A 13,288-nucleotide genomic window follows, 5' to 3' on the forward strand; every position below is an offset into this window, starting at 1 on the left:
AAGCTCGACTTGCAACCTAGTCCCGAAAGCAGTCATTACACTAATTGCGCTGATCTGGTGTTTTCAAAGGCTTTGCCGATTGCTCTGACAACCGGCTTGAGGCAGCTGTCGTTCGCAAATTTCGGGCTGACCGACCGCTCCTAACCTGAATTGCATCAATATTCAGCAGATACCGAAGGTCTAGCGCAGTGGACGATACGGAGCCGACGGCCACTCCGTTCACGAAGCAGTCGCTTACACCGAAAGCCGCAAATTACTAAATCGAGCCCAAACCGGAAGCGCCTCTGCTCTGGCAACAGCACGTGCAGTAACATGAATGACCGAAGTATTCAGTTCAGACGCAGAGAGATAAATTGCCAAATGGCCAAAAAACCTTCCTTGTGCTGAGTATCGACGCGCTGGCCCTGCCTGCTGAAGAGACTTGTTCATCGCAGCACAAGAATCTTCCAGCTCATTATTGCTTTCATTAACCCGGTTGCCGAAGATAGCCACAACGGTTGCCGGTGAAAAGTGATGCGAAAAAAAAGAAAAATTGCAGACGTCCCGTGGCTCAACCGCAGCGTCGAAGCCATGGTAGCGGCATGGATTTGGCTGGCATATTCGACATCAAGGTGGGAGAGGATCGGATTTGAAGACCTCGAAGACTCATTGCGGAGCGGCGAGCCAGCAATCATAGTGCTCTGGCACCAACGACTGATGATGTCGCCTTACTTGTATGACCCTTCGCTTGGACCAATTTGTTCGCTTACATCCTCTTCAAGAGCTGGTCAGCTTGCTGGAAACGTCGTCAAACGATTTGGGTTGGGCACGATCAGCATGTCTTCGCACCAACGCCATGTCGCGCTGACGCGGGCGGTGTTGCGAGGCATTCGCGAGGGCGTATCTCTTGGAGTGGCAGCAGACGGCCCTAGAGGACCAGCCAGGATTGCTTCGCTTGCCCCCGTAACCTGGGCACGCGCTTCTGCGAAACGCGTTTTTTTGGTTAGTTACTCGGCGCGACGGGTCCACGTCCTGCCGACTTGGGACAAGATGTGGTTTCCCGCGTTATGGACTCGCGGCGTCTTGTTTTGCCAGGAATGGCATGAAGCTGTTTCGAGCGTTCCAGACGACATCGAAACCGAGAGGCTTCGACTTAGTTTGCAAAAAGCGCTGAATGCGGTGACAGATGAGTCCGACCGCGCTGTAGGTCGTGTGCCCGAAGGGCGATAGAAGCAGTCCGGCAGGATTCACCATTTTCAGTTGATAGCTGACTCCGACTCGATCATCTTTTAGAAAATGGCATAAAGAGATTTTTCCATATGAAAATGTATTGGCCCGAACATTTTGTGTTTGTTGGAAAATCGTCTCCAGATGGTGTGGCGGTTCCGAGAGCACGCATCGCCCGTCGCGCCGCGCTGATCGCGGAGCTTTTGAAGTCGAACGGTGTATCGCCGGGTGATCGCGTCGCCATGTGGTTGCACCGAGGCGAAGACCAGATCGCGGCAATGTTCGGATGCTGGTCCGCCGGCGCGGCTTTTTGTGTGCTGCCTTCCTTTGCGGGTCGGACTGCGACTGAACGGTCGCGGCACCGTGTGGATGATGTCTGGTCCGTTCTGCAGCCAAGACTGTTGCTCAAGGAGGCGGGCACAGACTTGCCCGAGGCCTTGGATGCTACAGTTGACACGCTGGAGTTGCCGCAAGACGACGCCCAATCGGATTTATCCTTAGATCCAAATAGTTTTCTGGCAAATCGAAGCCCGGACGACATTGCTTTCGTTCAATTCACCTCGGGCAGCACAGGCGGGGCCAAGGGGGCCGTAGTTCGCTTTGGGCAACTTAAGGCCAACCTGGACGCAATAGCGCAGAGATCAAAGCTGTCAGAGACAGATCGGATGGTGTCCTGGGCACCTCTTTATCACGATATGGGCCTCATGGCAGTTCTGCTTCCATTGAGCCGCAAAGCGAACCTAGTACTCATGGAAACTGAACATTTTGTACGTCGCCCGGCCGCGTGGCTGGAAACGATTTCAAACTATGGTGGTACTATTACAACGGCTCCGCCCACAGCGCTGAAACTATTGACGCGCCGGACAGTCAAAAATGTGGACCTGACTGCTCTTCGATATGCATGGATCGGCGGCGAGATGGTGTTTCCGGCAGTGGTTGACGCTTTCGAGGAGGCATACTCCGCTGCAGGATTAAGCAAAGGGGTGGTGCAGCCGACCTATGGGATGGCGGAAACTGTCGTAGGCATTTCCTGTGGTGCTTCTGGTGAAACGTGGTCTGTCAGTAACGGGTACATCTCCTGCGGGCCCGTGCTGCCGGACATGGAGTGCCGGATCGTAACCGAAGACGGAACCAAGATTGGCGCCGGTGATGAGGGGCATATCCAGGTCCGTGGACCATCAGTTTTGAAAGGCTACCTCGGGCTTGAAGCATTCGCATCGGACGCGTGGTTTGATACGGGCGACTTGGGTTTCATGGATGGCGGTCGATTGTATGTTACCGGTCGTACGAAGGACGTGTTGAAGCGGGGCGCGGAAGCATTCCCTGCAACTGTGGTTGAAGCGGTCGCGGAAAATGCGCTGAACCTCGGCGTCGGACGCGCCGTGGCCTTTGCGTGCATACGTTCCGGCGCAGACCGGGAAGAGATTGTTCTCCTAGTAGAGTGTCGCAACTGGGATGATGATCAAGCCCGTAGGGTGGGCGCTGCAGTGGCTGGGGAACTGGGTTTACAGGTCGATGTAATCAGAAATGCGATAGGAGGGCGTTTACCGCGCACCTCCAGTGGAAAACTCATGCGCCAGAAGGCGGCGCAACTATTTAGGGAAGGACGGGTTTGATGGACCAGAAAAACCGGAATGACTGGACAGTTGATCGGCTGATCTCAATTCTGCGCGATCTCGCCAGCGAGAAGGTCCTGCCGAACCATCTTGTAAACGGCCACATTTCGGGTTCGGATACCGTATCTACTCTGGGGATTGATTCCATTGGCGCCGTCGAACTCATCGACCATCTTGAGGCCGAATCTCAGGTCCTGTTACCTGATGATTTCCTCGACTTTGAAGACAGAATCGAAGACATTGCTGATCGCCTGAACTCGCTGAAGCCGGGGGCAGCCAATGACTGAATCAAACTCCGGGGCGTCGCAGGAAGCTATTGAGTTTCACTACGATATGCCCGCCGATTTTTTTTCGCTTTGGCTCGGCAGATCTATGACTTACACGGCAGCGCGCTTCACGCGACCGGGCATGACACTGGACGAAGCGCAGGACGAAAAAATCAACTATCACCTCAGTGCCGCGAATGTTGCGTCGGGGCACCGCATGCTGGACATCGGTTGTGGCTGGGGCACTCTGCTGAGCGCTGGGGTCAAACGACTGGGAGCCGCCTCGGCACACGGCCTTACACTGAGCCCCCTTCAGCATCGTTACATCGGGTCTTTAGGCCTGCCCAACGTAACCGCGGCTCTGCAAAGCTACGAACATCATGAACCTGAAGAGCCCTACGAGTCCATTGTCAGCGTCGGCGCTTTTGAGCACTTCGTGAAACCCAGTATGTCACGGGAAGAAAGGCTGCGAATTTACTCGGAACTGTTCCGGCGTTGTGCCGAGTGGATGACGCGAGATGGCCGGTTTTCCCTACAGACCATGACGTGGGGTGACGCTGGTCCGGCAGAGCGTGATATGAATAGGATACATGAGATTTTCCCCGAAAGTGACCTGCCAGAAATCGCGGACGTGATCGAAGCGTCCCATCCGCATCTGGAACTGGTTTCAATGGAAAACCGCCCGGAAGACTACCAATACACTCTGGCCGAATGGGCAAAGGGGCTGATAGCCAACAGTGACGCTGCGATCAGGATCGTTGGTGAAGAGCGGTTCAAGTTTTATCTGAACAGTTGCAAGGGTGGGTCCCTGCTATATCGACGCAGACGTTTCTATCTTTGCCGTTTCGTGTTCAGGCGCAGGGGCAGATAAATTATCCGGCCGCGAGCCGGGTTTCGATGCGTTTGACAGCATTGAACGTCGGCTTTCCTCAGTCTTTGAGACCGCTTTGCCAAAACAAAGCCGCCCACAACGTGAGCGGCCTTGAGAAATTGAGACAAATCAGTTGGTGAGAGAAGCATTGCATTCACGCGCCGCTTCAATCGCTTTCTTCGTACCGGCAAGGCTCACTTCGAAGGCAAAATTGCTCTCCGGCATTACGATCATGGCTTCGCGCTCCATCACATCTGCCACGAAGTCGGGGTTGTTGGCCAACAAATAGCCACCCTTATACCCATCTGCCAGATTGGGTGGCGCAGCTGTTGTATCGCCGTAGTACAACTTGTTGTCCATGAGCAGTTCAACCTTGTCATCTTCGAACTCAATGTCCGCCTTGGTGAAGACCCCTATGTAGCCGAACTCCTTGTCTGGGGTCAGACCCATTTGCACAACGTTTGTATTCTCATCGACCCGTTCAATCAGGCAGGTATTCCGGCTCTTGTCTACAAAGATGTTCCAGCCGGATTCTTCGCCGTAGTTTACAAACTCTGCATTGTCTTTCGGCAGAATGTTCTTGTCCTTGGCGTGCCCTAACGTTGCCCCGAATGCGAGAACAGCCGAAACAAAAACAATCTTAGTTGTAGTTTTCATAGATACGCTCCCAAAAAAAATATCGCAAAATGAGGATGCGAAGATAGGCGGTAAACGCCGTTCTTGCAAACAAGCCTCAAAACCGAAGGGAAAGGGCTTCGTTTTTTCCTGAATTGCGGAACGATTTCGGTAGCCAAGCGTTTGATCATCTAACGCCGACCGGACCGGAATTCACCGACCCGATCGGCCACTAGCGACGGAAAACTCGTTACCCCCTCAATCCCCAAAAAACCCGCATTGTTCGGAGGGAAACCAATTGAACAACGCGGGAAGCAGTTTGGGGTAACCATTTTACGGTGCGGATCGCGGGTTGGATCAAAGTTCCCCGCGCCACCCTAACCTGAGATGATAGGCAACGCGGGGATTTAGTCTGCCCATGTGCCTTGCCAAACTATCTCGAATGTGCGTTGAGCCGCAGGTAGCAAAAAAGGTGCCTTGCCTACTAATTTTAGACTCTGCTGACTAACCTCGTGACCAACCAATCGCACGGCACGGCCACGTTTTCTAACGCGGGCCAGTAGGGTAGAGTATGGAAGCAAGCACCAAGAGAGTGAGAAACAAATTTAGCGCGCGCAAAAATACTTGATTTGGTGCATTTTGGATTCAAGTATTGGGGTGCGTAGCAAATCTTAATTACCTCTGTTGCTGCCGCATCCACCAGACGTGTCTGGTCGCCTCCCGGTGATGTAAGTGAGTGACGTCGCTGGGAGGCCATCTATTTCTTCTCAACGCACTGGTCCAATCATAACAATCTCCGAACTCGTATCAAATTGTGAAATAAGCCAAGGAAAGTCCGAATGAAAGGGCATCGGCGTTTTTGACATCGTGTTCAAGTTAGCAAGGGGACTGGGTGCTACGAAATTACAAATGCATAGCGGTCGCTGACGTGGCTTGGGATGCGGGAAGCGATGGAACGAGCTTTTTATCGGTGGTGAAAGAGGAAACAATAGTTCACCTAGTGAGGTTTCGCTGCGGACGCCTATTCTTCGACAATTCCCACGGCGAGACCTTCCGTGAAGCTCAGAGCTACTTTGTCTCCCGGGCTAAGCTGCTCGACAAACTCGCGACCAACGTCTGTTTCAACCTCGATCATTTGTTCTGTACCACTGCTGTCCGTCACAGTGGCGATTGAGCTCGCGTTGTCGAAGGACACAAAAGTCAGAATCAAGGTGACCATTGTTCCGGCAGCCATGCCCGGTGTTGATCCCTCTGCAGCCTGGCCTTCCAATTCAACCAAACTGTCAACCTCGCCAGGGAAAGCAATGCTTGCAGCCATCCCCAGTGTGTACATCGCTTTGACTGTGTCACCCTCTTCAATTTGATCGAAGTTTTTGACTTCCGGTCCTGCAAGAATGGTCTCTTCTTCACCTGTCTCTGAGTTTTGCAGCACGATGAGCCGAGTGTCCGGATCAACTGACTTAACTGTCGCGTCGGCTTCGATGGTAACGCTGCGCTCAGCTGTTTGAGCAAAACTGAGTGCGGGCAAAATAATGAAAAATGCAGACGTTAGAATTTTCGTTAGCATGTCTTCTCCTTATGAGATTCATGGTGGAAGTCTGTACACTAGCATGCAGTTCTTCAGGATGGCGAAACGTTGCCACACCACTTCGAATTTAAAAAGATGTTTGTCAGCCAGCTACACCAAAGACCGATGTTCTCGAACTTCAGATTTCCGCCAGACAGAGCATAGGAGATCTAGAGCGATTACGCGGACAATGCTTCAATGTAAGCTTTGTCCCGCATAGTGGTAGTTCATACCAAGTACAGAGAATTACCCCTCTGAGCCCAAGGCCGACAATCGAAACGGCAGGAATTACTCGCGTGCGGTTGTAGTGTACCCCATCTCTATGTCTGTGGAGAGGTTTCAAACCAGCGACGACGAGCAAGGTTAGCCTATATTGGACAAGCCACGGTCGATGGAACTGCCGTGTTTGAAACGCAATGTAGGATTAAACTGAACCAAATTTTGAGTGCCGTTCATCATCATATCGGTGATATGCTCGAGACAATCGGAGTTGACAAGTGCCAATGGAAAGACGCCTAGCCGCCATTCTTGCCGCAGACGTAGTCGGCTACAGCCGTTTGATGGGCGCAAACGAGGTTGCCACTTTGGCAGAGATGCAAGAAATTCTCGCCAACGTTTTCGATGAAGCAATCAACCAAGCTGGCGGACGCATCGTTAAGCTTATGGGGGATGGAGTTCTTGCGGAGTTTGCAAGCGTTGTTAGCGCTTTAGAATCCGCGCTTGTCATTCAAGAGGCAATTGCCAAACGAAACGTCGGCGTTCCCAAAGATCGACAGATCCACTTTCGTATCGGCATTAACATGGGCGACGTGCTCTTTGAGGGCGGCGATATATTCGGCGAAGGTGTCAATATCGCGGCCCGCATTGAGGCGCTGGCTCAACCAGGTGGCATCGCTGTTTCGGGAGTGGTTCGCGATCAGGTGGGCAACAAGCTTGGCATCACTTTCGATGACGCAGGCGAACAACTGCTAAAAAACATCGATGGCGCCGTTCCAGTTTTTCACGTTCGATCTCAAACCGGCGATATGCAGCCTGCATTAGCAAACGCCTCCAGTCATCCCAGAATCGCGGTTCTTCCTTTTGAGAACATGAGTGGTGACCCTGAGCAGGAGTATTTTGCTGATGGTATCGCTGAAGACTTAATCACTGATCTTTCAAAGCTTTCAGGCCTCTTTGTGGTTGGTCGAAACTCAGCTTTTGCTTACAAAGGCCGACCAACTAAACTACAGGATGTCGCCCGAGACCTAGGCGTACGCAACATTCTTGAAGGCAGTGTTCGAAAATCGGGCAACCGCCTACGCATCACAGCGCAATTGATCGACGGTGTAACTGGCGGGCATCTCTGGGCAGAACGCTATGACCGGGATCTGTCTAACATCTTCGCACTTCAGGACGAAATAACCAATAAAATCATTGATCAGTTGCAGGTTAGGCTTTTTGACTCTGATATCGCCGAAAAGGCGCACACGGAAAGTGTAGACGCCTACACTCTTTACCTTAAGGGGCGACGCTACTTTCACATGCGTGCCAGAAACTATCTTGAAAAGGCGCGTACGCTTTTCCTTGAAGCAGTGCAGCAAGATCCTGACTACGCCCGCGCTTACGTGGGGTTGGCTGAATGCGAAGCAAGGCTTAACGATTGGCATGGCACAGATTTTCCGTCAGAAGACATTGTCAGCATGGCTCAACGTGCCATCAATCTCGATCCTAACTTAGCAGAAGCGCATGCCTCCCTTGGACTGGCATTGCAGATTGTCGGGAAGAATGAAGCCGCGGTTGTGGCTTATCGCAGGGCGCTGTCGCTTGATCCGCTTTGTTATGATGCGCATCATAACTTTGCTCGTTATCACCGAGGGCAACTGGATCATAAGCAAAGCGCCTATCATTTTACACGCGCTCTTGAAATCAAGCCGGACGATTATCGGTCGCCACTCCTACTTGTTGCCGACCTCGTCGAACTCGGACGTCTGGATGAACGTGACCTTTACCTTGAGATGGGCCTTAAGCGGGCTTCGGAGGCGGTAGAAAGCAATCCTGATAACCCTGATCCGCTCGAATTGTCGGCGTCCGTTTTGGCCAGCTTGGGAAGGTATGATGAGGCACGCGCGTGGTTGAGTCGAGCTCTTGCCATGGAAACCCACAGCTATTCGACCGACGGTTATAACGTGGCCTGCGTTTATGCATTAATCGGTGAAACTGAAAAAGCCTTGGAGTGTCTTGAGAAGGTATATCCGAGCCTTGGCCCCGTTCAACGGGATTGGATGCGAAATGATCCAGACTTCCAGTCTCTTCGCAATCATCCCCGGTTTCAGTTCTTGTTAAACGCCGCACCAAAAACGGACGCTTAGTGGGTGGAACATAAAGCCGCTTTGTCCGCATTTACGGGCTTATGTATCAAACGCACCAATAACATAACTCAACAAAACGCCCGCGCGAATCCATAATGCGGGTATGCAGAACACAATCCACGGACTGATAAAGAAGCGAGTTGAGATAGCAGGCCAGCACAAGACCGCTGTGAAGGTTGCGGCTACATCTCACTTTGCCGACGTTCGCTGCAACGGCAAATCATGTCGATGACTTGCAAAATTCTGACCTGCTCTTTTTGTTCATACGGCTGCAAGCTAGCTCCGTTTCAACTTTACACGTCTTTCGACCGTTGATGATACTATCGTATGGCGAGCGTATCAGTTTGATCCGGCGGGAAAGCATCCCGACAATCTTAGGGCCGTGCACGTCAAAAGCCGTTGCAGCCACGTTCTCCTGCTACAGTATTCAGAGCGTTCATATTGTGTTACTGTTTTAAAATTTCAAACGCCGCTACTTTTTCTAATGTCGACAGGATACCCAAATTGACAGTTACAACATTCGACTGGCCGCCCAAGGCGTATCAAACGGATTTATGGCCCCCAAACTGGCTGCGCGAAGAAGAGGAGTATCCAGGGTCAGGGCGACCATCGCGACTGATTGCGCACAACAACGTGCCTTACAACGCGGTTGTCAGCGATGACGAAGACTTGGAAGTTGCACTAAAAACGGTCGTGCAAGGATATGTAGAAGCAATTCGCGTTCTGCTGGATCCTGAAGACGCTGATGAAGGCTGGGAGTGGAGGCTACGTGACCGTCCGGAGGAAACGATCGATGTTGTTCCCTTGATGCCGGACAGCTGGCATGAAGCGCTTGGTCCGGCGCCCCCCGCTCCCGAGCCTGGTCTTATTCGCTGGCTCGACGTCTGGCCTGACATTGGCTCAACAGCCGATGCCGATCCGCCGACGCTTGCATCGTGGAATCTGTCGCGGCAAGCGGATGGCGGACTGCCAGCCCTCGTGATCATGACGGCCGCCGAAACCTATTCGGAGGAAGACAAGGTGGCGTCTTACTCTTTCGGAGTGCGCGTTCCGATGTCGGTGAAACGCCAGCCCGATGGCAATATCCGCGTCATTGTCCGGTCTGTCACCGTTGAGCGCCCTGAGGAAGGCTATACCAGCGCCAGCGAACTTTTGGTGAACGGCAGCGCAGACGAAAAAGCATTCATCAAAACACTTTTATCTCGTGACGACGTCAGCTCGTTTCAGTCGATTCTGGGTGACCTCACGGCGCGCAGTGCCCAAGATGCGTTTGTTGACCAAAACACAATGAACGCGGAACAACTTCACTTGCCCAAATCTCCAGATGGGACCAGCGCGACCGAGGTATTTCGATTTAGCTTGTCCTCGAAAGCCATGTCAGCCCCTCTGGACCCGCCACGATACAATGTGCGGCCAGGCTACCCCATGCCTCAAAGCTATCAAATCGTTTCCGATTTTGCGATTTCGTTTCCTTTGAGACCTGAAGACATGCCGCTATCGACCGAGGTGCACCCGCTCGTGACGCATGCTGCGACCCCGGGACAAGCGGAGGTTTTCGTGAAAACACCGCCGGGTTGGATTGCGGCAGCTGTTCAACGCTACAATTATACGCTGCGACGTCCTGCGCGCGAAGACAAGGTCCTTGAGGCGTACCGCATCGCCCGCGACATCGGGTCTGCACAGGACATGGAGCTGACCGATGACGGCTTCGAAGTCCGTCGCTGCCCGGGCTACGTGAAAGCAGATAAGGACGCCGGCGCGGGCATTAAAACTGTTGATCTCCCGGGCGGCGAGAAACCCGCGCCCCGCCGCGATGACTTTTCGGCAATCATGGCCTACTGCCACAGCTTCGATTTCTTTCACTTTATGGAAGCCGTCGGGTTGCCGCCGGAGCTTTATGCGGTGCGGGCAAAAAAGAAGGTCGAGATTTTCTACCGATACGGAATTTTCCCGGGCCCGGGAAGGGACGGTCGAACGATCAATGCGCAGGTTGCATTCGATTGTGCGGAGGCCACGCAAGGTGTTCAGCCAAAAATACAAATCCGGCTGGCCCTGGCCAATCTCAACCGCTGGTCACGGCCAGAGAACCCTGATTTCGATGCGTCGTCACATCCGGACGAGCGATTTCTGCCGCCTGAGCCTCTTGGGATTGCATCCAGTGGGCGTTGGATGCTGCATGAAATGGGGCACTATCTGATTGCCGCGCGTCTCGGCAAACTGGAGTTCGATTTCGCGCACAGCGCGGGAGATGCGCTGGCGGCGGTTTGGTGTGACCCCTTTTCGCGGCTGAGTGATCCGAAAGACGGTCTTGATCCACAGTTTCGGGGCATCACATACCCGTTTGTTTTCACGACCCGCAGACATGACCGGTCCCCGCTGCTGGGGTGGGCGTGGTACGGCACCCTCAACAGATCCGTGATCGCCGCCCCGCCGACAGGCTGTGAAACCCTAAAAGGGTATCTGACGGAACAGATCCTTTCCTCCAGTATTTTCCGCCTTTATCGCGCGCTGGGCGGCGACACGGAGCACGGAGGGGAACCGGATCGCTACGTCCGGTATCGCGCCTCCTTCATGACGCTTTTCCTTCTGGTGCGTGCGACAGCCTCCTTTACGCAATCTCCATCCAAAGCTGAAATGCTCGAACTTGCCATGGAAGACGTGAGCCTGTTGATGAGCACCGCGCTGAATGTTCCGGCACCGGCGCCGGGGACACTCCACACCACACCTGCGCCGGCACTCGGAGATTCCTGGTCGGGCGGGGTCTCGCACAAAGTCGTACGCTGGGCATTCGAAGCGCAAGGCATGTTCGTTGAAGATGTCGAGCAAACCACAAACGGCTCAGGTCGGCCCGCGCCCGTTGATGTCTACCTGCAGGACGGCAGACCAACGCAAGACACCCTGCTTGGCGGTACCCTGCATTACGGTCCGGGCAGCTATGCACCTGTGTCTCTCGACTGGACCGGAGACCGTGCATGGATGGTCAACCCAATAAACGGCTTTAATCTGGGCAACCGGGGTCACGAGCCTTCGGGTGGAGTGCGCTTGAGGATGTGGCTCGGCATCGTGACCGGCAACATGACAGCACCACATTGGGACCTTGCGAACAACATTAATTGGATCGCTTTTGCGAAGCTACCTGCCGTTCCAGGCGTGGAACCTGGACTGTCACAATCAGTTCATATTCCCGACGACTTCGCCGTAGCGATGGAACAAGAAAGTGAAGAGACAACATTCGTCATCCTGCTTGAGAGCAGTTGCAACGACGATTTGGCCAACTCGGATCCGCAGGCCTTGCTGGCCTCTGAAATCCCGGACCAAGCAGACCCACCAACGAGACCACGCGCGCTGACCGATCTGGTGGCGGGTGACAATAACCTTGGTCTGATGCTGTTACAGCCTCCTATTGATTAAGGGGGCGGGGGTGCAGGCGTAAACCATGAGTCCGGCCATTCGCTCGTTGCATGTGAGATAATCGTATCCAGTGTCGGGCAATCAATCCGGTCTGCATCACCGACCGGTTTCATCAGGCCTTCCCAGATCGCCGCTGCCAAGTGGCGGCTGGCGTAGCTGTCAGAGGGATAATGCACCCCGATCCGCTCGCGGTTGACAGCGATGCGTTGCGCGATAGTGAAGATTGGCGAATTGATCTGCTTGCGTCCTGTCAGATCATCCCGCACAGGTTTGCGCAATACCTGACCATCTCCTTTGGTTGTGTTTTTAGGCTGCACGCCGTAGCGCGCTGCGATGCCGGGAATTTCGCACAGAAGCAATGATATGAAATGCGCAAGGAAGGAATGGCCACTGGGAAACGCCGGATGTGCGGGCGGGCCGAAAGGAACGGTCAGGCCAGGACGCAGGATCGACGGACGCACCCGTTTGTAATGCGCTTTGTAGGACATGTAGGCCACATTCCCCATCGCGAGGCCGATATCGATCAGTTGCAACGTATGGGGATGATCAAAAGAATTGATGCCAAGAAAATGAACCAGATAGTCGGGCAAGCCATCCGCCTGAATATCTGACTCCACAAGGTAGCTTTGCCGGTCATCCTCCATGTAGTGCTTCAACGTTTCCAATTCGCCTTTTATGATCGAAAAGGCTGCGTTTTTTTGTGCCTGTGAACTCCCCGCAGGTATCCATGTCAAATCATCGTCTTCCAACCAATTTTTGTGCCCGGCTCCGGTTGGCTCCGGATTGAACCCAACCAGCGGGTTCCACTTGGCCGCCTGCCCTGCAAACTCGAGAGCGGCAAGCGTGCCGGGTTCGGACCGGTCTGCCGCCCGCAACCATTCCGTCAGGTGCTCGTCGAATGGCAAGGTCCAGAAGCGCAGAGCGGGGTCCCAGTCTTGGGTCGTCCATTCCAGCAGGGGCTTACCCGGCTGATAAGGACTGATGATGTAGTCCAGCGGAAAAGAAGGGTTGCCAGCATTGTCGGGGGTAAAGTTGAGCGCCCATGGCAATAGCGCAAGTTCGATAGGGGTTGCGTAGTAGCTGCGGATGAAACCGATGCCCCCATCTGCGCCGACCGGGATTTCACCCACATTGGAATCGCTTCCCATACCCATGCCGGTTCCCATACCCATACCCATGCCGGTTCCCATACCCATGCCCATGCCGGTTCCCATACCCATGCCCATGCCGGTTCCCATACCCATGCCTCGGCCCATGCCCATACCCATGCCTCGACCCATACCCATGCCTCGACCCATGCCCATGCCTCGGCCCATGCCCATGCCCATACCTCGGCCCATGCCGTTTCCTGTATTCATGTCCGATTTCATCTGAAGTCTCCCTGGAAT

The 13,288-nt window shown here is 53.8% G+C and carries 9 protein-coding genes; 6 read left to right on the top strand and 3 right to left on the bottom strand.

The genetic code is table 11. The features are described 5' to 3' along the window. Positions 1–699 precede the first annotated feature (699 nt). The 4 genes from ACR1XU_RS19410 to ACR1XU_RS19425 all read left to right on the top strand — a co-directional run bounded on the left by ACR1XU_RS19410 (position 700) and on the right by ACR1XU_RS19425 (position 3,959). Positions 700–1,209 (top strand): lysophospholipid acyltransferase family protein, encoded by a 510-nt coding sequence (locus tag ACR1XU_RS19410; protein ID WP_480915653.1) that lies wholly within the window; start codon positions 700–702, stop codon positions 1,207–1,209. A gap of 95 nt (positions 1,210–1,304) precedes the next feature. After that, on the top strand, positions 1,305–2,822 hold the full coding sequence (locus ACR1XU_RS19415; RefSeq protein ID WP_480915651.1) for an AMP-binding protein: 1,518 nt from the start codon (positions 1,305–1,307) through the stop codon (positions 2,820–2,822). Then, positions 2,822–3,109, top strand: a complete 288-nt coding sequence (locus tag ACR1XU_RS19420) for an acyl carrier protein (RefSeq protein ID WP_170682848.1) — start codon at positions 2,822–2,824, stop codon at positions 3,107–3,109. Before ACR1XU_RS19415 ends, ACR1XU_RS19420 begins: the two co-directional genes overlap by 1 nt. Further along, positions 3,102–3,959, top strand: coding sequence for a class I SAM-dependent methyltransferase (locus ACR1XU_RS19425; protein ID WP_480527128.1), 858 nt, complete (start codon positions 3,102–3,104; stop codon positions 3,957–3,959). The genes ACR1XU_RS19420 and ACR1XU_RS19425 overlap by 8 nt, the downstream gene beginning before the upstream one ends. Positions 3,960–4,088: 129 nt before the next feature. Here ACR1XU_RS19425 and ACR1XU_RS19430 read toward each other — a convergent pair whose 3' ends face one another. Further along, a complete protein-coding gene (locus ACR1XU_RS19430; RefSeq protein ID WP_480527129.1) occupies positions 4,089–4,616 on the bottom strand; it encodes a hypothetical protein in 528 nt (175 codons plus the stop codon). 979 nt (positions 4,617–5,595) lie between these two features. Next, positions 5,596–6,141: a hypothetical protein gene (locus ACR1XU_RS19435; protein ID WP_480909361.1), complete on the bottom strand. Its 546-nt coding sequence runs from the start codon at positions 6,139–6,141 to the stop codon at positions 5,596–5,598. Positions 6,142–6,644: 503 nt separating this feature from the next. On the opposite strand from ACR1XU_RS19435, the gene ACR1XU_RS19440 reads away from it, so the two are divergent. Together ACR1XU_RS19440 and ACR1XU_RS19445 are read left to right on the top strand one after the other, a co-directional pair. Further along, entirely contained in the window at positions 6,645–8,489 is a 1,845-nt protein-coding gene (locus tag ACR1XU_RS19440) for a TPR end-of-group domain-containing protein (protein ID WP_480811966.1), read from the top strand. Between the two features lie 399 nt (positions 8,490–8,888). After that, positions 8,889–11,900: a hypothetical protein gene (locus ACR1XU_RS19445; RefSeq protein ID WP_480909358.1), complete on the top strand. Its 3,012-nt coding sequence runs from the start codon at positions 8,889–8,891 to the stop codon at positions 11,898–11,900. Here ACR1XU_RS19445 and ACR1XU_RS19450 read toward each other — a convergent pair. After that, the gene (locus ACR1XU_RS19450) at positions 11,897–13,270 is read right to left on the bottom strand and encodes a phosphatase PAP2 family protein (protein ID WP_480909356.1); all 1,374 of its coding nucleotides are present in this window, start codon (positions 13,268–13,270) and stop codon (positions 11,897–11,899) included. The two genes, ACR1XU_RS19445 and ACR1XU_RS19450, sit on opposite strands and share 4 nt — an antisense overlap. Between the last annotated feature and the right edge of the window lie 18 nt (positions 13,271–13,288).

This window comes from Ruegeria sp. D1(2025), from assembly GCF_056536425.1.